This window comes from Streptomyces sp. NPDC048417 (genome assembly GCF_040651615.1).
In the GTDB taxonomy this organism is placed as follows: Bacteria; Actinomycetota; Actinomycetes; order Streptomycetales; family Streptomycetaceae; genus Streptomyces.
Genome location: NZ_JBEZKI010000019.1, coordinates 201,266 through 219,332, shown reverse-complemented (window position 1 = coordinate 219,332; position 18,067 = coordinate 201,266). Strand labels below are relative to the sequence as shown.

13 protein-coding genes are annotated in these 18,067 nt (G+C 71.6%); 10 read left to right on the top strand and 3 right to left on the bottom strand.

Annotation, left to right across the window (positions count from 1 at the left end; translation table 11 throughout):
• The first annotated feature begins 100 nt into the window (after nucleotides 1-100).
• Nucleotides 101-1,234, top strand: a complete 1,134-nt coding sequence (locus AB0D59_RS29210) for a glycosyltransferase family 4 protein (protein ID WP_362571430.1) — start codon at nucleotides 101-103, stop codon at nucleotides 1,232-1,234.
• Nucleotides 1,235-1,446: 212 nt separating this feature from the next.
• Here the strand turns inward: AB0D59_RS29210 and AB0D59_RS29205 are convergent, their stop codons facing one another.
• From AB0D59_RS29205 to AB0D59_RS29195, 3 genes are all read right to left on the bottom strand, one after another.
• Nucleotides 1,447-3,087 carry a PucR family transcriptional regulator gene (locus AB0D59_RS29205; protein WP_362571427.1) on the bottom strand — a complete coding sequence of 547 codons (1,641 nt, stop codon included), beginning with the start codon at nucleotides 3,085-3,087 and terminating at the stop codon, nucleotides 1,447-1,449.
• A gap of 43 nt (nucleotides 3,088-3,130) precedes the next feature.
• Nucleotides 3,131-4,513: an FAD-binding oxidoreductase gene (locus tag AB0D59_RS29200; RefSeq protein ID WP_362571424.1), complete on the bottom strand. Its 1,383-nt coding sequence runs from the start codon at nucleotides 4,511-4,513 to the stop codon at nucleotides 3,131-3,133.
• 147 nt (nucleotides 4,514-4,660) lie between these two features.
• Nucleotides 4,661-6,463 (bottom strand): glycoside hydrolase family 15 protein, encoded by a 1,803-nt coding sequence (locus AB0D59_RS29195; protein ID WP_362571468.1) that lies wholly within the window; start codon nucleotides 6,461-6,463, stop codon nucleotides 4,661-4,663.
• Between the two features lie 513 nt (nucleotides 6,464-6,976).
• On the opposite strand from AB0D59_RS29195, the gene AB0D59_RS29190 reads away from it, so the two are divergent.
• The 9 genes from AB0D59_RS29190 to AB0D59_RS29150 all read left to right on the top strand — a co-directional run bounded on the left by AB0D59_RS29190 (nucleotide 6,977) and on the right by AB0D59_RS29150 (nucleotide 18,016).
• The gene (locus tag AB0D59_RS29190; protein WP_362571421.1) at nucleotides 6,977-8,665 is read left to right on the top strand and encodes a CTP synthase; all 1,689 of its coding nucleotides are present in this window, start codon (nucleotides 6,977-6,979) and stop codon (nucleotides 8,663-8,665) included.
• A 124-nt stretch (nucleotides 8,666-8,789) separates the two neighbouring features.
• The gene (locus AB0D59_RS29185) at nucleotides 8,790-9,416 is read left to right on the top strand and encodes an NUDIX hydrolase (protein WP_362571418.1); all 627 of its coding nucleotides are present in this window, start codon (nucleotides 8,790-8,792) and stop codon (nucleotides 9,414-9,416) included.
• Nucleotides 9,417-9,588: 172 nt separating this feature from the next.
• Nucleotides 9,589-11,646 carry a tetratricopeptide repeat protein gene (locus AB0D59_RS29180; RefSeq protein WP_362571416.1) on the top strand — a complete coding sequence of 686 codons (2,058 nt, stop codon included), beginning with the start codon at nucleotides 9,589-9,591 and terminating at the stop codon, nucleotides 11,644-11,646.
• A 135-nt stretch (nucleotides 11,647-11,781) separates the two neighbouring features.
• The gene (gene ald / locus AB0D59_RS29175) at nucleotides 11,782-12,906 is read left to right on the top strand and encodes an alanine dehydrogenase (protein ID WP_362571413.1); all 1,125 of its coding nucleotides are present in this window, start codon (nucleotides 11,782-11,784) and stop codon (nucleotides 12,904-12,906) included.
• Between the two features lie 412 nt (nucleotides 12,907-13,318).
• Nucleotides 13,319-14,446 (top strand): ParA family protein, encoded by a 1,128-nt coding sequence (locus AB0D59_RS29170; protein ID WP_362571410.1) that lies wholly within the window; start codon nucleotides 13,319-13,321, stop codon nucleotides 14,444-14,446.
• Nucleotides 14,431-15,057, top strand: a complete 627-nt coding sequence (locus AB0D59_RS29165; RefSeq protein ID WP_362571408.1) for a hypothetical protein — start codon at nucleotides 14,431-14,433, stop codon at nucleotides 15,055-15,057. Before AB0D59_RS29170 ends, AB0D59_RS29165 begins: the two co-directional genes overlap by 16 nt.
• An 18-nt stretch (nucleotides 15,058-15,075) precedes the next feature.
• Nucleotides 15,076-16,236: a segregation/condensation protein A gene (locus AB0D59_RS29160; protein WP_362571406.1), complete on the top strand. Its 1,161-nt coding sequence runs from the start codon at nucleotides 15,076-15,078 to the stop codon at nucleotides 16,234-16,236.
• A complete protein-coding gene (gene scpB / locus AB0D59_RS29155) occupies nucleotides 16,233-16,883 on the top strand; it encodes an SMC-Scp complex subunit ScpB (protein WP_362571403.1) in 651 nt (216 codons plus the stop codon). Before AB0D59_RS29160 ends, scpB begins: the two co-directional genes overlap by 4 nt.
• A gap of 11 nt (nucleotides 16,884-16,894) precedes the next feature.
• Nucleotides 16,895-18,016, top strand: coding sequence for a pseudouridine synthase (locus AB0D59_RS29150; RefSeq protein ID WP_362571400.1), 1,122 nt, complete (start codon nucleotides 16,895-16,897; stop codon nucleotides 18,014-18,016).
• The last annotated feature ends 51 nt before the right edge of the window (nucleotides 18,017-18,067 follow it).

Genomic DNA, 18,067 nt, shown 5'->3' with positions numbered 1-18,067 from the left:
GTATGCCCCTCCCCGGAGCCGCGCAGTGCCCCCCTCGGCCCGATACCTTCTCTACGTACCCTCGTGACCGCCCCGACGCCGAACACAGGAGCCCGGCTGCGTGAGCCCCGTGAGCAGCAACGCATCGCACGGTCAGTCACCGCTGCGCACCGTGCAGGTGCTGGGCGGTGGCAACGCCGGCAGCAGTGCGCACGTGCGTTCGCTCGCCGCCGGCCTTGTCGCACGGGGCGTGCGGGTCACGGTGTGCGCCCCCGTCGAGGCCGACCGCGCCTACGACTTCTCGGGCGTCGGCGCCGACCATGTCCATGTGCCGCGCAGCAGTGACCCGGGGTCGGTGGCCGCGCTGCGTGCGGCCTGTACCGACGCCGACCTGGTGCACGCGCACGGTCTGCACGCCTCCTTCCGTGCCGTGCTGGCGCTGAGCGGCCGTCATACCCCGCTCATCGTCACCTGGCACAACCGGGCGGAGGCCGAAGGTGCCCGGGCCCACCTGCTGCGGATGCTGGAGCGGCGGGTGGTGCGGACGGCCGCCGTGGTGCTGGGCACCACCTCCGACCTGGTGGACCGGGCCCGCCGTACCGGCGCCCGGGACGCGCGGCTCGCCGCCGTGACGCTGCCCGGTCTGCGGCGGCCCGTGGAGCAGGAGGACGCGGACCGGCTGCGGCCCAAGGTGCGGGCCGAACTCGGCGCCATGGGCCGGCCGTTGCTGATCGCCGTCGGCTCCCTCGACCGGCACCGCGGCTATGACGTCCTGCTGGACGCGGCGCGTGCCTGGTGCCGCCTCGATCCGGTACCCCTGCTCGTCATCGCGGGGGAGGGGCCGCTGCGTACGGCGTTGCAGCGGCGGATCGAGGAGGAGGAGCTGCCCGCCCGGCTCATCGGCCGCCGCGAGGACGTCACCGAACTGCTCGCCGCCGCCGATCTGGCACTGCTGCCCAGCAGTTGGGAGTCGCGTTCGGTACTCGCCCAGGAGGCGCTGCACGCGCGCGTGCCCCTCGTCGCGACCGCCGTCGGCGGTATCCCCGACCTGGTCGGCGACGCGGCCGAACTCGTCCCGTACGGCGACGCGACCGCCCTCGCCGACACCGTGCTCCGCCTGCTCGGCGACCCCGAACGCTGCGAGGAGCTACGGGAGAAGGGCGCCCGACAGGCGGCGAGCTGGCCGACGGAGGACGAGACCGTGACCCAAGTGCTCAGCGTGTACGACGAGTTGACCCAGCCCCGACCGCTGTAGCCGCTAGGGCCTGTCTGACAATTCCCGTCTGCCCCACGACGCCATGCACGCTCCCCCACTGCCTTGAGGGCGTGGGAGGTGCCCCCACTCGCCGCACCGGGCGCAGACCCAAGTACGGTCCAGTACGAGGGCCTGCGCCCGGCACGGCGAGAGCACACACCCGACGCCGCGAGGCCGCCCTCCGGGCGACGACGGGAATCGTCAGACAGGCCCTAGGCAACGTGCCGGCGGGCCCGCAGGGCGAGGCTCAACGCCAGCACCACCTGCGGGTCGTCGAGGTCCGTGCCCAGCAACTCGCCGATGCGGGCGAGGCGGTTGTAGAGGGTCTGCCGGTTGAGGTGGAGTTCGCGGGCCGTCTCCGCCTTGCGGCCGGCGTGCGCCAGGTAGGTCTCCAGGGTGGGCAGCAGGGGCGGCCTGGAGCGGTTGTCGTGGTCCTGGAGCGGGCCGATCGCCCGGTCGACGAAGGCCGCCAGGTCGGGGTGGTCGCGCAGCCGCCACAGGAGAAGGTCGATGTCGAGGCGGCGGGCGTCGTACCAGGGGCGGTCGGAGAGGCCCTGGGCCGCCGCCGCCGTCTCCGCCGCGTGCCGCAGGCCCGCCGAGGCGGCCGCCCAGCCGCCGGCCACCCCGACCACCACGACCGGGGGAGCGGCCCCCGGACGCTGCATCCCGGCGCGCTCCACTCCCGCCCGCAGCGCCGCCGCGACCCGGTCCGCGACCGTCGTCCGCTCCGCCTCCGAGCGCAGGCCCACCAGGAGCGGGACGCGGCCCTCCACGGGGCGTACGCCGAGGAGCACGGGCACGCCGACCGCAGCCAGCTCCTCGCCGACCGCCCGGGCCAGCACCGCCCAGCCCCCACCCGGGGAAATGGAGTCGCCGACCCGCATGACCACCGGCAGCAGCGGGCTGCCGCCGGGCTTGAAGCCGAGGACGCGGGCCTGGGCCGGGGCGTCCGACGCGGTGACGCGGCCCTCGGCGAGGTCGGTCAGGAAGTCGCCGCGGCCACGGGCCGCCAGCTCCTCCTCCTGGCGGGCCTGCATCAGGACGACGGCCAGGATGCCGGCGGCCCGCTCGGCGGCGATGCGGTGCACCGGGGTGAGCGGCCCGCGTACCGGGAGCAGCACCAGCCGGGCCCGCACCGAGCCGGTCCCCGGCCCGCCCCCCGGCACGTCCACCAGGACCGCTCCGGTGGGCGGCGGCGCGTTCTTGTGCTGGCCGCGCAGCCCCTCCCACACCTGAAGCGGATCCGCGCCCTCGGGCCCCGATCCGGCGGCGTACAGCAGCTGGCCGTCGGTGGTCTCCAGGAAGACCGGGTTGCCGCAGAAGTCGGCGAGGATCGCGAGGACCTGGGGGACCCCGCCACCGCCCAGCAGGGCCTCGGTGCAGCGGCGGTGCACCTCCTCGGCGCGCTGCAGGAGCGTGTAGTGGTGGTTGACGATCTCGGTGTGGATCTCCTCCGTCACCGTCACGAACGGCACCTCGCGGTGCAGCGCCACCAGCGGCAGCCCGGTCGCCCGGGCGGTGTCGACGAGGGTCGCGGGCAGCCGGGAGAAACGCGGGCCCAGCTCCACCACCAGGGCGGCGATGCCCCGCTCGGCGAGCGTGCGCACGAACGCCCGCTGGTCGTTCGGCCGGGTGCCCAGGCCGTAGCCGGTGGTGAGCAGCAGCTCGCCGCCCTTCAGCAGCGAGGCGATGTTCGGCACCTCGCCGGCGTGCACCCAGCGCACGGTCCGGCCCAGCCGGTCGGCGCCCGCCAGGATCTCCGGGAGCCCGCTGCGCAGCCCGGGCAGCTCCAGCGCCCGCTGCACGGTGATCCCGCCCTGGGTGTCGAATCCGCTGCCCGTACCGCTGTCCATGGAGCGGACGCTACCTGGGCGAACGCCTTCCGGGCACCTTCGGCTAGAGCGGTTCGATGTTGTGGTTGAAGCGGAAGACGTTGTCGGGGTCCCAGGTCCGCTTCACCTTGCCGAGCCGCAGCGCGTTCGCCGCGCCCAGGCCGGCCCGCACCCGGTCGGGGCCCTCGTCGCCGATGAAGTTGAGATAGACCGCGCCGGTGGACCAGGGCCGTACGGCGGTCCGGACGTCCCGCACCCAGGCGACCGCCCGTTCGTCGTCGGCGGGATCCGCCCACATGCCGAAGGGGTGTACGGCCCAGGACGCGCTCCGGTACGGCACCGGGTAGTCGGCCGGCCCGGCCGCGATCGCGCCGCCCTGCGGGAACAGCACGTGCTGGGTACCGGTCGGCACCGGCATGCCGTCCGCGCAGGCGCAGTAGGCGTCCACCGCCTCGTCGGGCAGCGCGGCCAGGTACTCGGCCGACCAGTAGTTCCGCAGCCCGGACGGGAAGTCGAGCATGCACTGCACCTCGGTGTACGGCATCGGGCCGACCACCTCCGCCTCGTGCGGCAGCGCCAGCAACGGCTCGGCGACCTTCCGCAGGCCCTCCTCGTCGCCGGCGTAGGTCACCAGGGCGACGCACACCAGCTTGCCCACCAGGTGCTCCGGTACGAACGGCAGCGGCGGGCCGGTGAGGTACTGCACCACGCCGGCCGCCTCGTCGGGGCCGGTGCGGATCACCTCGCGGAAGGTGCGCACCGTGTCCGGGCCGGACCGCGGCGGATACAGCAGCAGTGCGATCGAGAAGGCCGGCAGTTCGTGCAGTTCGAGGGTGAGGGCGGTGGCGATGCCGAAGTTCCCGCCGCCGCCGTGCAGGGCCCAGTACAGCTCCGGGTTCTCGTCGGCGCTGGCGTGCAGACGCTCGCCGTCGGCGGTGACCAGTTCCACACCGAGCAGGTTGTCGACGGCCAGGCCGAAGGCGCGGTCGAGCCAGCCCGTCCCGCCGCCCAGCACGAAGCCGCCGACTCCGGTGGTGGGGGCACGGCCGCCGGTGGTGGCGAGGCCGTACGGCTCGGTCGCCCGGTCCAGATCGCTCATCGTGGCGCCGCCCTGCACCCGTACCGCTTCCGCCGCCGGGTCGACGGTCACCGTGTGCATCCCGCGCAGGTCCACCACGAGCGCGCCGTCGCCGCTCGCCGAGCCCGCCACGCTGTGGCCGCCACCGCGCACCGCGATCGCCAGGTCGAGCTCCCGGCCGAACCGCACCGCGCGGACCACGTCGGCGTCGTCGGCGCACTGGGCGATCACGGCCGGCCGCCGGTCGATCATGGCGTTGAAGACGGCACGGGCGTCTTCGTACCCGACGTCGCCCGGCGCGAACACCGCACCGACCAGATCCTCACGGAGCGCGGCAAGCGCCGTACGGGCCTTCGATGGGGAAGCCATGGCCGCCCCCTCTCCGAAAAGGGGCATCCGCTCAGTCTCACCCTAAGCGGAAGCGCCCCGCAGGGGCGCGGGCAAGTGCAGATGTGCGGCTCCGCCATGTAGGAGCGACCAGCCCCCACGCACCCGCAGCCGGCCGACAGCGGCTCTCTACCCTCCGTACGCCCCCGAAGCCGTGAGGCGCAGCGCCGTGTCGATCAACGGCACATGGCTGAACGCCTGCGGGAAGTTCCCCACCTGCCGCTTCAGCCGCGGATCCCACTCCTCCGCGAGCAGCCCGAGGTCGTTCCGCAGCGCGAGGAGCTTCTCGAACAGCTTGCGGGCCTCGTCGACGCGGCCGATCATCGCGAGGTCGTCGGCCATCCAGAACGAGCAGGCCAGGAACGCCCCCTCGTCACCGGGGAGGCCGTCCACGCCCTCCTCGCCGCCCGAGGTCGGGTAGCGCAGGATGAAGCCGTCCGACGTGGACAGCTCGCGCTGGATCGCCTCGATGGTGCCGATGACCCGCTTGTCGTCCGGCGGCAGGAAACCCATCTGGGGGATCAGCAGCAGCGAGGCGTCCAGCTCCTGCGAGCCGTACGACTGTGTGAACGTGTTCCGCTCCTTGTCGTAGCCCCGCTCGCAGACGTCCCGGTGGATGTCGTCGCGCAGTTCCTTCCAGCGCTCCAGCGGGCCGTCCGCGTCCCCGGACTCGATGAGCTTGATGGTGCGGTCGACGGCGACCCAGGCCATCACCTTGGAGTGCACGAAGTGCCGGCGCGGCCCCCGCACCTCCCAGATGCCCTCGTCCGGCTCGTCCCAGTGGTCCTCCAGGTAGCGGATGAGCTTCAGCTGGAGGAGGGAGGCGTAGTCGTTGCGTGCGAGGCCGGTCATGTGGGCCAGGTGCAGGGCCTCGATGACCTCGCCGTAGACGTCCAGCTGCAGCTGGTGCGCCGCGCCGTTGCCGACCCGGACCGGCGCGGAGTGCTCGTAGCCGGGCAGCCAGTCCAGCTCCGCTTCGCCCAGCTCGCGCTCGCCCGCGATGCCGTACATGATCTGCAGGTTCTCCGGGTCGCCGGCGACCGCGCGCAGCAGCCACTCGCGCCAGGCGCGGGCCTCCTCGCGGTAGCCGGTGCGCAGCAGCGAGGAGAGGGTGATGGCGGCGTCACGCAGCCAGGTGTAGCGGTAGTCCCAGTTGCGGACGCCGCCGATGTCCTCGGGCAGGGAGGTGGTGGGCGCGGCGACGATGCCGCCCGTCGGTGCGTAGGTCAGGGCCTTCAGCGTGATCAGGGAGCGGACCACCGCCTCGCGGTAGGGGCCGTGGTACGTGCAGTGCTCGACCCAGTCCCGCCAGAAATCCTCGGTCGCCTCCAGCGACTGCTCGGGCTCCGGCAGCGCCGGCGGCTCCTTGTGCGAGGGCTGCCACGAGATGGTGAACGCGATCCGGTCGCCGGGGGCGACGGTGAAGTCGGCGTAGGTGGTGAGCGCCTTGCCGTAGGTCTCCGCCGACGTGTCGAACCACACCGAGTCGGGGCCGGCGACGGCGACCGTACGGCTGTCGTGCTTGTGCACCCAGGGGACCACCCGGCCGTAGGAGAACCGCATCCGCAGCACCGAGCGCATCGGCACCCGGCCGGTGACGCCCTCGACGATCCGGATCAGCTGGGGCGCGCCGTCACGCGGTGGCATGAAATCGGTCACCCTGACCGTGCCGCGCGGGGTGTCCCACTCCGACTCCAGGATCAGCGAGTCGCCGCGGTAGGTGCGGCGGGCCGCGGTCGGCGGCTGGGAGTCGGCCGCGTGTGCCGGGCCGAGCCGCCAGAAGCCGTGTTCCTCGGTTCCGAGCAGACCGGCGAAGATGGCATGCGAGTCGAAGCGGGGCAGGCACAGCCAGTCCACTGTGCCGTCCCGGCAGACCAGGGCAGCGGTCTGCATGTCTCCGATGAGTGCGTAATCTTCGATGCGCCCGGCCACGTGCAACTCCAGTCGAACGGCCACGTCACCCCCCAGGCAAAAGGGGGCTGTCGCTAGTGCGGTCAAGGGGGGTTGTTGTTGTGCGTCGTTAAGCGGTGAAGCAAAGCAGCCCGCCGCGCCCTGAGGCAAAACGACAGTCATAGCTCAACGAACTGCCAAGCTCTCGTTGTTCCGGGGATGACGGGCGGGGGTGTGCCGTGTTTTCCGGCCGGCTCGGCAGCGAGTGTCCGAGCAGGATACGACGCACGTAGATGATCTGCGTGCCGCTCCGGGCAACCCGTGTGGGCCGAATGGGTGGGCCCTGAGTGAAAACCCGGTAAGCCAGGCCCCACGTCTGTGCCGATGTGTGTACGGAGCGTGGCCGGAAGCCATCTCTCCGCGGCGCTGATACCCTGGTAGCCCGTGGACCGGTGGGCACGAAACCCCCGAACCGCAGCGACGGCACCTCCGGAAACCTCCGGAGGACGGCCGTACCGCATGACAGACCGCGACCACGGGAGCACCCTCTTGGCCATGCCGACGCCCGCTTTTCGATCGAGCACAGCTACGACGACCAAGCACATCTTCGTCACCGGGGGTGTCGCCTCCTCGCTCGGCAAGGGCCTCACCGCCTCCAGTCTGGGCATGCTGCTCAAGGCCCGCGGCCTGCGTGTGGTGATGCAGAAGCTCGACCCGTACCTGAACGTCGACCCGGGCACCATGAACCCCTTCCAGCACGGTGAGGTGTTCGTCACCAACGACGGCGCCGAGACCGACCTGGACATCGGCCACTACGAGCGATTCCTCGACCGCGACCTCGACGGCTCCGCCAACGTCACCACAGGTCAGGTCTACTCGACGGTGATTGCCAAGGAACGGCGCGGCGAATACCTGGGCGACACGGTCCAGGTCATCCCGCACATCACCAACGAGATCAAGCACCGCATCCGCCGGATGGCCACCGACGAGGTGGACGTCGTCATCACCGAGGTCGGCGGCACGGTCGGCGACATCGAGTCGCTGCCGTTCCTGGAGACCGTCCGCCAGGTCCGCCACGAGGTCGGCCGGGACAACGTCTTCGTGGTGCACATCTCGCTGCTGCCCTACATCGGCCCCTCCGGTGAGCTGAAGACCAAGCCCACCCAGCACTCGGTGGCCGCCCTGCGCAACATCGGTATCCAGCCGGACGCGATCGTGCTGCGCTGCGACCGCGAGGTGCCGACCGCCATCAAGCGCAAGATCTCGCTGATGTGCGACGTCGACGAGGCCGCGGTCGTCGCCTGCCCGGACGCCCGGTCGATCTACGACATCCCGAAGACCGTGCACGGCGAGGGCCTGGACGCCTATGTCGTCCGCAAGCTGGACCTGCCGTTCCGCGATGTGGACTGGCGGACCTGGGACGACCTGCTCGACCGCGTCCACAACCCCGACCACGAGATCACCCTCGCCCTGGTCGGCAAGTACATCGACCTGCCCGACGCCTACCTCTCGGTGACCGAGGCGCTGCGCGCCGGCGGCTTCGCCAACAAGGCCCGCGTGAAGATCAAGTGGGTGACGTCGGACGACTGCAGGACCCCGGCCGGCGCCGCCGCGCAGCTCGGTGACGTCGACGGTGTCTGCATCCCCGGCGGCTTCGGTGACCGCGGAGTGCTCGGCAAGGTCGGCGCGATCAGGTACGCCCGCGAGAACAGGATCCCGCTGCTCGGCCTCTGCCTGGGCCTGCAGTGCATCGTGATCGAGGCCGCGCGCCACCTGGCCGACATCCCGGACGCCAATTCCACGGAGTTCGACTCCGCCACCGGCCACCCGGTCATCTCCACCATGGCCGAGCAGCTGGACATCGTCGCCGGCGAGGGCGACATGGGCGGCACCATGCGCCTGGGCATGTACCCGGCCAAGCTGGCCGAGGGCTCGATCGTGCGTGAGGTGTACGACGGCAAGGAGTACGTCGAGGAGCGCCACCGGCACCGCTACGAGGTGAACAACGCCTACCGCGCGGAGCTGGAGAAGAAGGCCGGCATCCAGTTCTCCGGCACCTCCCCGGACGGCAAGCTCGTCGAGTACGTCGAGTACCCGCGCGACGTCCACCCCTACCTGGTCGCCACTCAGGCGCACCCGGAGCTGCGCTCCCGCCCGACCCGCCCGCACCCGCTGTTCGCGGGCCTGGTGAAGGCCGCGGTCGCCCGTCAGCAGGCCGAGGTCGAGCAGCCGAATTCGAAGTGACACACCGGTTGTACGGTGGCCGGGGCGCATACCCTCAAAGGGTGGGCACCCCGGTTTCATCCGGCCGGTCTTTCGGCCGGTCTTCTTGGCCGGTCTTTGAGAAGCGTGTGGGGAAGGGCAGGGCATGACGATCAAGGACACCCCCGAGGAGTGGGAGATCCGGGCGACGGAGACCCCCTTCGTGGGCAACAAGACCTCCGTCCGCACGGACGTGGTGGTCATGCCCGACGGATCGGTGGTCCGCCGCGACTACCAGGTCCACCCCGGCTCGGTCGCCGTCCTCGCCCTCGACGAGGAGGACCGGGTGCTGCTCATCCGCCAGTACCGGCACCCGGTCCGGCAGAAGCTCTGGGAGATCCCGGCCGGGTTGCTCGACATCCCCGGCGAGAACCCGCTGCACGCGGCCCAGCGCGAGCTGTACGAGGAGGCGCACGTCAAGGCCGAGGACTGGCGGGTGCTGACCGACCTCTACACGACGCCCGGCGGCTGCGACGAGGCGGTACGGATCTTCCTGGCCCGCGATCTCTCCGAGGCCGAGGGCGAGCGCTTCGAGACGGAGCACGAGGAGATCGACCTGGAGTACGCGCGGGTGCCGGTCGGCGAACTGGTGCGCCTGGTGCTCGCGGGCGACGTGCACAACAACTGCCTGGTGACGGGCGTCCTCTCGCTGGTCGCCGCGCGCACCGGCGACGGCCTCGACGCGCTGCGCCCGGCCGACGCGCCCTGGCCGGCCCGACCCTTCGAATCCTGACCCCCCATCAGGCGGCCCGGTGTGACCATCGCCTGATCCGATCGGGCGATGTGCCCGCCGTGCTCCACCCGGAACGTCCGTGCACGTGAACTAGGCTCGACGCGATTGAGCCGAAACGCCCGAACCGGAGTCCCGGCGGGCATGCGTGCGCGGTGGGACGGGAGTGTGGCCCGTGACGGATCAGGCGGTGGACACAGGCGGCGCACGAGTGTCGGCGCCCGCGGCCACGGACGACGAATTCCTGGGCCGTACAAGGGAGTTGAAGGAACTGCGCGCCGACATCGAGCGCGCGGGCCTGGACACCATCGCCGGCCGCAAGGCCCCCCGCGCCCGGGTCCTGCTCATCGCGGGCAGACCTGGCTCCGGCCGCACCGCCCTCGCCGGGGAACTCGTACGACGGGTCGCCGCCGACTACCCCGACGGGGTGCTGCGCGCCCGTCTCGCCGAGCCCGACGGCACCCCCGTCCCCATCGAGCGCACCGCCCGCGAACTCCTCACCGCCCTGCGGCTGCCCACCCCGGCCGGCGCCGCCGAGGACGACCTCACCCACGCCCTGCGCACCGCCCTCGCCGGGCGCCGGATGCTGCTCCTCCTCGACGACGCGCCCGGCGCCGAACACGTCGACGCGCTGCTTCCGGACACCCCCGACTGCCTGGCCGTCGCCGTCTCCGGCGGCCCGCTCACCGGGATCTCCGACGTCCGCCCCTGCACGCTGGGCGGCCTCGACACCAAGTCGGCCGTGGAACTCCTCGCCCGGTACACCGGCTCGGTCCGCGTCACCGTCGACCCGCGGTCCGCCGAGGCGCTGGTCGAGGTGTGCCAGGGGCAGCCCGCCGCGATCACCCTGGCGGGCGGCTGGCTGGCGGCACATCCCAAGGTGGCCGTCTCCGACCTCGCCAAGCGGCTGCACGCCGATCCGGAGGACGCCACCGCCCTCGCCCGGGTCTTCCGGTTCGTCCACGACGACCTGGCCGCCCAGACCGCCCGGATACTGCGACTCCTCTCGCTGGCCCCGGCAGGCCTGGTCGACCCGCACACCGCCTCCTCCCTGGCCGGCTGCTCGGTCGACACCGCCCGCACCGCCCTGGACGAGCTGCTCCGTCTCAACCTGCTGCGCCCCGTGGCCACCCCGCTGCCCCAGTACGAGGTTCCGGGCTGCCTGCACCCCCTCCTTAGGGGACTGGCCGAGACCCAGGAACGCGCCGGGGAACTCCAGCTGGCCCGGGCCCGGATGCTGGAGCGCACGGTACGGCTGCTGCAGTCCAGCCGGGCGATCACCGAGACCGACAACCCGCAGGCCCGCGAGAAACTCCAGGCCCTGCCCCGCGAGCTGCGCTTCCCCACCCCCCGGGCCGCCGCCGACTGGCTGCGGATCCGGCGCCCGGCCCTGCTCGCCGCGGCCCGCGCGGCGGTCGCCGACGGCGAGCTGGACACCCTGGCCCGCCGGCTGATGTCCCAGTTGGTCAAGGCCATGGCGGCACACTTCGGCACCCAGGCGGCCGCCCCCGACCTGTACGGGATCCACCGACTCGTCCTGGATGTCGCCGAGCGCCGCCACCTGCCCCGCGAGCAGGCCGCCGCGCTGCTGAACCTGGCCGACCTGGACGCGGGGACCGGACGCACCATGGACGCGTTGGCGCGCTATCGGTCTGCCCTGGATGCCGGGCGCAGAGCAAATGACCCGTACGCGACCGGCCGCGCAATGGAATCCGTAGGTGGCGCCTATCAGGAGCTGGGGGACTACGACCGGGCCGCCGACTGGTTCGGCCGCGCCCTCGCCCAGCGCCTCGCCCGCGACGAGCGCGCCGAGGCCGCCCGGCTCTACGGCCGCATCGCCGGTGCGCACACCTACGCGGGCCGCTACGGCGAGGCGCTGCGGGCCTGGCGTGCGGCCGTTTCCGGACACCGCAAGAACGGCGATGTGGCCGCGCAGGCGCGGGCGTTGAGCGAGCTGGCCCGGGTCCAGGAGTACGCCGGCCGGCCCGCGGACTCGCTGCGCACCTGCCAGGAGGCGGTCGAGTGGGCGCGCCGCGCCGAGGACGCCCGGCTCCAGGCCGCGCTCCAGTTGCGGCTCGCCGACACGCTGGAGCGCCTCGGTGACTCCACCGCCGCGAGCCTGCACCGCTCCGCCGCCGAGCGCATGCTGGGTGAGGAGCCTCTCGACCAGGACTCCGACCCGGAACAGGGAGATAACACCTGCGAAATCCGTAGCGTGCCCGGCGAAGATTGATGCAATGAAAGGCTAGACAGCCGGAACGCCTTCATTAAACTGGCTCTGCCGCCGGTTCTCCTGCGGTGTCTCCTGGTGTGTTCCCGCATGCCGGGTATGTGCTGTTACGCCCCCACACCCTCTGAGCCAAGGACCGTGATCGACGTGAAGGTCGGCATCCCCCGCGAGGTCAAGAACAACGAGTTCCGGGTGGCCATCACCCCCGCCGGTGTGCACGAGCTGGTGCGCCACGGCCACCAGGTCGTCATCGAGCGCGGCGCCGGTGTCGGCTCGTCGATCCCGGACGACGAGTACATCGCCGCCGGTGCGCAGATCCTGGACACCGCCGACGAGGTGTGGGCCACCGCCGACCTGCTGCTGAAGGTCAAGGAGCCGATCGCGGAGGAGTACCACCGCCTCCGCAAGGACCAGACCCTCTTCACCTACCTGCACCTGGCCGCGTCCAAGGAGTGCACCGACGCCCTCCTGGAGTCCGGTACCACCGCCATCGCCTACGAGACCGTCGAGCTGCCGAGCCGCGCGCTGCCGCTGCTCGCCCCGATGTCCGAGGTCGCGGGCCGGCTCGCCCCGCAGGTCGGCGCCTACCACCTGATGCGCGCCAACGGCGGCCGCGGTGTGCTGCCCGGCGGTGTTCCCGGTGTGCTGGCCGCCAAGGCCGTCGTCATCGGCGGCGGCGTCTCCGGCTGGAACGCCGCCCAGATCGCCGTCGGCATGGGCTTCCACGTCACCCTGCTCGACAGGGACATCAACAAGCTCAAGGAGGCCGACAAGGTCTTCGGCACCAAGATCCAGACGGTCGTCTCCAACGCCTTCGAGCTGGAGAAGGCCTGCCTGGAGGCCGACCTGGTGATCGGCGCTGTGCTCATCCCGGGCGCCAAGGCCCCCAAGCTGGTGACCAACGAGCTGGTCTCCCGCATGAAGCCGGGGAGTGTTCTTGTCGACATCGCGATCGACCAGGGCGGCTGCTTCGAGGACTCCCGCCCCACCACGCACGCCGAGCCGACCTTCAGGGTCCACGAGTCGGTCTTCTACTGCGTCGCCAACATGCCCGGCGCGGTGCCCAACACCTCCACCTACGCGCTCACCAATGCCACGCTGCCCTACATCGTGTCGCTGGCGAACAACGGCTGGGTCGAGGCGCTGCGCCGCGACGCCGCGCTCGCCAAGGGTCTCAACACCCATGACGGCAAGGTCGTTTACCGCGAGGTCGCCGAGGCGCACGGCCTGGAGCACGTCGAGCTCGACACGCTGCTGGACTGAGCCGCTGCGCCGAGGCAGTGACTAAGTCACCTTTTCGTAAAGGCGATACGTCAACAAGCCGCGTCAATCGCGCTCATCCGGCCGGACCTTGCCCGACAAGGTCCGGCCGGATGTGTGTATGGTCACTTTGCGACGCTCGGTCAACTCGCCTCGAACGTAACCCTTCGACCGATTCGCACACCGGTGAAACCTGCTGTGCGACGGCCGTACGCCCTTGACAGCGGGATGTTTCATTGCCGACACATCCTGCCGGGTCCGGCGGATTGTGTTGCTGCGGACGCCCGACACGCCATAGAGTCGCCGACTGTCGGCATGGTGCCACGCTGACCTGTCTAGAAGTTTCCTGGTCACCAAGGAGGTAAGACGACTTGTGAATGAGTCGACATTTTCTCCCGGGGGTGGTCAACCAGGAATGCCGGTGAGGGACCAGGGTCCCGCGGGGTTCGAGGCTGTCGGCTCCGTCGCGGTGCGCACCTTCGCAGCCCATCAGAGTTCGCTGACCACGCGGACAGCACACCAGAGCATGGATGGCCATCACGTGAACGCCATGGCCGGCGACGGAAGGGGCGCGCCCCACAGCCAGTTCGCCGACTACGACGACCTGCCCGACGGGCACTTCTACGACCCCGACGCCGAGTACGAGCCCGATCCGGAGTACGCGGCCACGCTGGCGCCCGACGCGGCCCGCCAGCGCCGCGAGCGGATCGGCCCGACCGGTCGCCCGCTGCCGTACTTCCCGATCCCGGGCCCGCTGACCAGTCACGGACCCGCGACGATCATCGCGATGTGCAACCAGAAGGGCGGCGTGGGCAAGACGACGTCGACCATCAACCTGGGTGCCGCGCTCGCGGAGTACGGCCGGCGGGTGCTGCTCGTGGACTTCGACCCGCAGGGCGCGCTGTCGGTCGGTCTGGGCGTCAACCCGATGGAGCTCGACCTCACCGTCTACAACCTGCTCATGGAGCGGGGCATGGCGGCCGACGAGGTGCTCCTGAAGACAGCGGTCCCCAACATGGACCTGCTGCCCTCCAACATCGACCTGTCGGCCGCCGAGGTCCAGCTGGTCTCCGAGGTCGCCCGCGAGTCGACGCTGCAGCGCGCCCTGAAGCCGCTGCTGCCCGACTACGACTACATCGTGATCGACTGTCAGCCCTCGCTCGGCCTGCTCACGGTCAACGCGCTGACGGCCGCTCACAAGGTGATCGTGCCGCTGGAGTGCGAGTTCTTCGCCCTGCGTGGTGTCGCCCTGCTGACCGAGACCATCGAGAAGGTCCAGGAGCGGCTCAACCCGGAGCTGGAGCTCGACGGCATCCTCGCCACCATGTACGACTCCCGCACCGTGCACAGCCGTGAGGTGCTCGCGCGTGTCGTCGAGGCCTTCGACGACCACGTCTACCACACGGTCATCGGCCGCACGGTCCGCTTCCCGGAGACCACGGTCGCCGGTGAGCCGATCACCACGTACGCCTCCAACTCCGTCGGTGCCGCCGCCTACCGCCAGCTCGCCAGGGAGGTGCTCGCCCGGTGTCACGCCGAGTGAGTCTGCCGGGGGCCGACGAACTGTTCCGTACGACCGGGGGGATGGCGCTGCAGCCGTCCACTCCCAGGCGCCCGGCCAACGGCGAGGTCCGGGTGCCGGCTCCCGCGAGTCCCGCGGAGAGCGACGACACGGCGGCCGAGGCCGCCGACGACGCACCGCACTCGGTGCCCGTGCAGGGCGGCGACGGCGAGGGCGCGGAGCACGTGGCGGCGGGGGCCGAGTCGGCCGATGCCGGCGAGTCCCGCAACCACGCCTCGGCGCCTGCCGGGCCCTCGGTCACGGTCACGCCCTCGGCGGACCGGTCCGGGCGGCGGCAGACGGCGCAGGAAGGTTCTGGCGCCTCCGCCGAGCAGGCCCAGCCCCGCAAGCGCGGCGGCCGGGCGCCCGCCCGGCGGCCCAGCGGCCGCGAACGGCACGACGAGAAGATCACTGTCTATGTCTCCGCCGAGGAGCTGATGGACCTGGAGCACGCGCGTCTCGTGCTCCGCGGCGAACACGGGCTGGCCGTCGACCGGGGCCGGATCGTCCGCGAGGCGGTCGCCGTGGTGCTGGCCGACCTGGAGTCCCGAGGGGACGCGAGCATCCTCGTACGACGGCTGCGCGGCCGGTAGGGGTAGCCTGCGGGGGCTATGACCTCGACCGACGCTCCCGTTTCCGGCCCCTCCGGCGGCCGTCGGCGTGTGCTGGGGCAGGGGCCGGGCGCGGCGGCTCCGGCCGCTCCCGCGGAGCGGGAGTCCGAGGCGGACGCGGTCGTACCGGAGCCGGAACCGACGCCGGAACCCGAGCCGGAGGCCGCTCCCGCCGAAGCTGCTGCCGGGACCACGGAGCCGGAACCGACGCCGGAACCCGAGCAGGAGGCTGCTCCCGCCGAAGCTGCTGCCGGGACCCCGGAGCCGGAACCGACGCCGGAACCCGAGCCGGAGGCCGCTCCCGCCGAAGTCGCTGCCGAGACCACGGAGCCGGAACCCGTCCCCGACGGTGTCTTCAAAGTCCGGCTCGCCAACTTCGAGGGTCCCTTCGACCTCCTCCTCCAGCTGATCTCCAAGCACAAGCTGGATGTCACCGAGGTCGCGCTCTCCAAGGTCACCGACGAGTTCATGGCGCACATCCGGGCCATGGGGCCGGACTGGGACCTGGACCAGACGACCGAGTTCCTCGTGGTCGCCGCCACGCTGCTCGACCTGAAGGCCGCCCGGCTGCTGCCCGCCGCCGAGGTCGAGGACGAGGCCGACCTGGCGCTCCTCGAAGCCCGGGACCTGCTGTTCGCGCGACTGCTCCAGTACCGCGCGTACAAGCAGATCGCCGACATCTTCAACCGTCGCCTGGACGAAGAGGCCCGCCGCTGGCCCCGTACCGTCGGCCTGGAGCCGCACCTGGCCGAGCTGCTGCCCGAGGTCGTCATCAGCATCGGCCCCGAAGGCTTCGCCAAGCTCGCGGTCAAGGCGATGCAGCCCAAGCCCAAGCCGCAGGTGTACATCGACCACATCCACGCCCCGCTCGTCAGCGTGCAGGAGCAGGCCGGGATCGTGGTGGCCCGGCTGCGGGAGCTGGGCGAGGCCAGCTTCCAGGCGCTCATCGAGGACACCGACGACACCCTGACCGTCGTCGCGCGCTTCCTGGCCCTGCTCGAGCTGTACCGCGAGAAGGCCGTCGCCCTGGACCAGGAGACCGCGCTCGGCGATCTGATCGTGCGGTGGACCGGCGGGGACGGGCAGACCCAGCCGATGGTGACCGACGAGTTCGACCGGCCGCCGGAGCCGCCCAAGCCGCCCAAGGAGGACAAGGCGTGAGCGAGGACACCACACAGCTGCCGGCCGGGCTGCGTCCGGTCGCCGAACTCGACCTCAAGCCGGCCCTGGAGGCCGTCCTCATGGTCGTGGACGAGCCCGCCACCGCCGAGCACCTGGCCAAGATCCTGGAGCGGCCGAAGCAGACGATCACCAAGGCGCTGCGGGCACTGGCGGAGGAGTACACCGTCCAGGGCCGCGGCTTCGAGCTGCGCTTCGTCGCGGGCGGCTGGCGCTTCTACACCCGAGGCGAGTACGCGCCCGCCGTCGAGCGGCTGGTCCTGGAGGGCCAGACCGCCCGGCTCACCCAGGCCGCGTTGGAGACCCTCGCGGTCGTCGCGTACCGCCAGCCGGTGAGCCGCAGCCGCGTCTCGGCCGTACGAGGAGTCAACTGCGACGGTGTGATGCGCACCCTGCTCCAGCGCGGTCTGGTCGAGGAGGCGGGCGCGGAACCCGAAACAGGTGCGATCCTGTACAGGACGACGAACTACTTCCTGGAGCGGATGGGCCTGCGCGGCCTGGACGAGCTTCCGGAGCTCGCGCCCTTCCTCCCGGAGGCGGAGGCGATCGAGGCCGAGACCCAGGAGGGCGTACCGTCGTTCGATCCGGACGCACCCGATGCGCCGGGTGCAGACGACGCAGACGACTAGACGGAAATTTGATGCGAAGCAGCAGCGGCAGGAACAGCAGCGGAAACAACGGCGGGAGCCGTGGTGGCAACAGCGGCGGCCGCGGCGGGAGCAGCGGAGGCCGCGGTAACTACCGCGGTGCCGGGAACGCCCGCGACGACAAGCAGGGCGGCCGGCCGAAGAAGCCGCGCCCGGAGGAGCGGCGCTACGACGTGGGCCCCGGCGCCACCCAGGACGGCCCGAAGTCGGGTCGCGGCGCCTCGGCGCGCGGCGGCGCCAAGGGCGGCCCCCGGCAGGGGCAGGGCACCGGGCGCGGCCGTACGGCTCCGGCGAGCTCCCGTGAGTACGACGCCCGTGCGGAGGAGCGCAACCGCGAGCGGTACGCGGGCAAGCCGGACGTGAAGCTTCCCAAGACCTTCCCGGGCGCCGAGGAGGAGGGCGAGCGGCTCCAGAAGGTCCTCGCCCGCGCGGGCTACGGCTCCCGGCGTGCCTGCGAGGAACTGATCGAGCAGGCCCGGGTCGAGGTCAACGGCGAGATCGTCCTCGAGCAGGGCAAGCGGGTCGACCCGGAGAAGGACGAGGTCAAGGTCGACGGGCTGACCGTGGCCACGCAGTCGTACCAGTTCTTCTCGCTGAACAAGCCGGCCGGCGTGGTCTCCACCATGGAGGACCCCGACGGGCGGCAGTGCCTCGGCGACTACGTCACCAACCGGGAGACCCGGCTCTTCCACGTGGGACGCCTGGACACCGAGACCGAGGGCGTCATCCTGCTCACCAACCACGGCGAGCTGGCGCACCGGCTGACCCACCCCAAGTACGGCGTGAAGAAGACCTACCTCGCGCACATCGTGGGCCCGATCCCGCGCGATCTCGGCAAGCAGCTCAAGGACGGCATCCAGCTGGAGGACGGGTACGCGCGCGCTGACCACTTCCGGGTCGTCGAGCAGACCGGCAAGAACTACCTCGTCGAGGTCACCCTGCACGAGGGCCGCAAGCACATCGTGCGGCGCATGCTGGCCGAGGCCGGCTTCCCGGTCGACAAGCTGGTGCGGGTCTCCTTCGGGCCGATCACCCTCGGCGACCAGAAGTCGGGCTGGCTGCGCCGCCTGTCCAACACCGAGGTCGGGATGCTCATGAAGGAAGTCGACCTCTAGGACCCCGTACAAGGTCCTGCAAACCCCGTGAAGGGGCTTGCGCGGCTTTCT

Bases quoted from the DNA above. Each gene is read 5' to 3' on its own strand.
- AB0D59_RS29205 (WP_362571427.1), bottom strand. From the start codon at position 3,087: ATGGACAGCGGTACGGGCAGCGGATTCGACACCCAGGGCGGGATCACC.
- AB0D59_RS29200 (WP_362571424.1), bottom strand. From the start codon at position 4,513: ATGGCTTCCCCATCGAAGGCCCGTACGGCGCTTGCCGCGCTCCGTGAG.
- AB0D59_RS29190 (WP_362571421.1), top strand. From the start codon at position 6,977: ATGCCGACGCCCGCTTTTCGATCGAGCACAGCTACGACGACCAAGCAC.
- AB0D59_RS29185 (WP_362571418.1), top strand. From the start codon at position 8,790: ATGACGATCAAGGACACCCCCGAGGAGTGGGAGATCCGGGCGACGGAG.
- AB0D59_RS29170 (WP_362571410.1), top strand. From the start codon at position 13,319: ATGCCGGTGAGGGACCAGGGTCCCGCGGGGTTCGAGGCTGTCGGCTCC.
- AB0D59_RS29160 (WP_362571406.1), top strand. From the start codon at position 15,076: ATGACCTCGACCGACGCTCCCGTTTCCGGCCCCTCCGGCGGCCGTCGG.
- AB0D59_RS29150 (WP_362571400.1), top strand. From the start codon at position 16,895: ATGCGAAGCAGCAGCGGCAGGAACAGCAGCGGAAACAACGGCGGGAGC.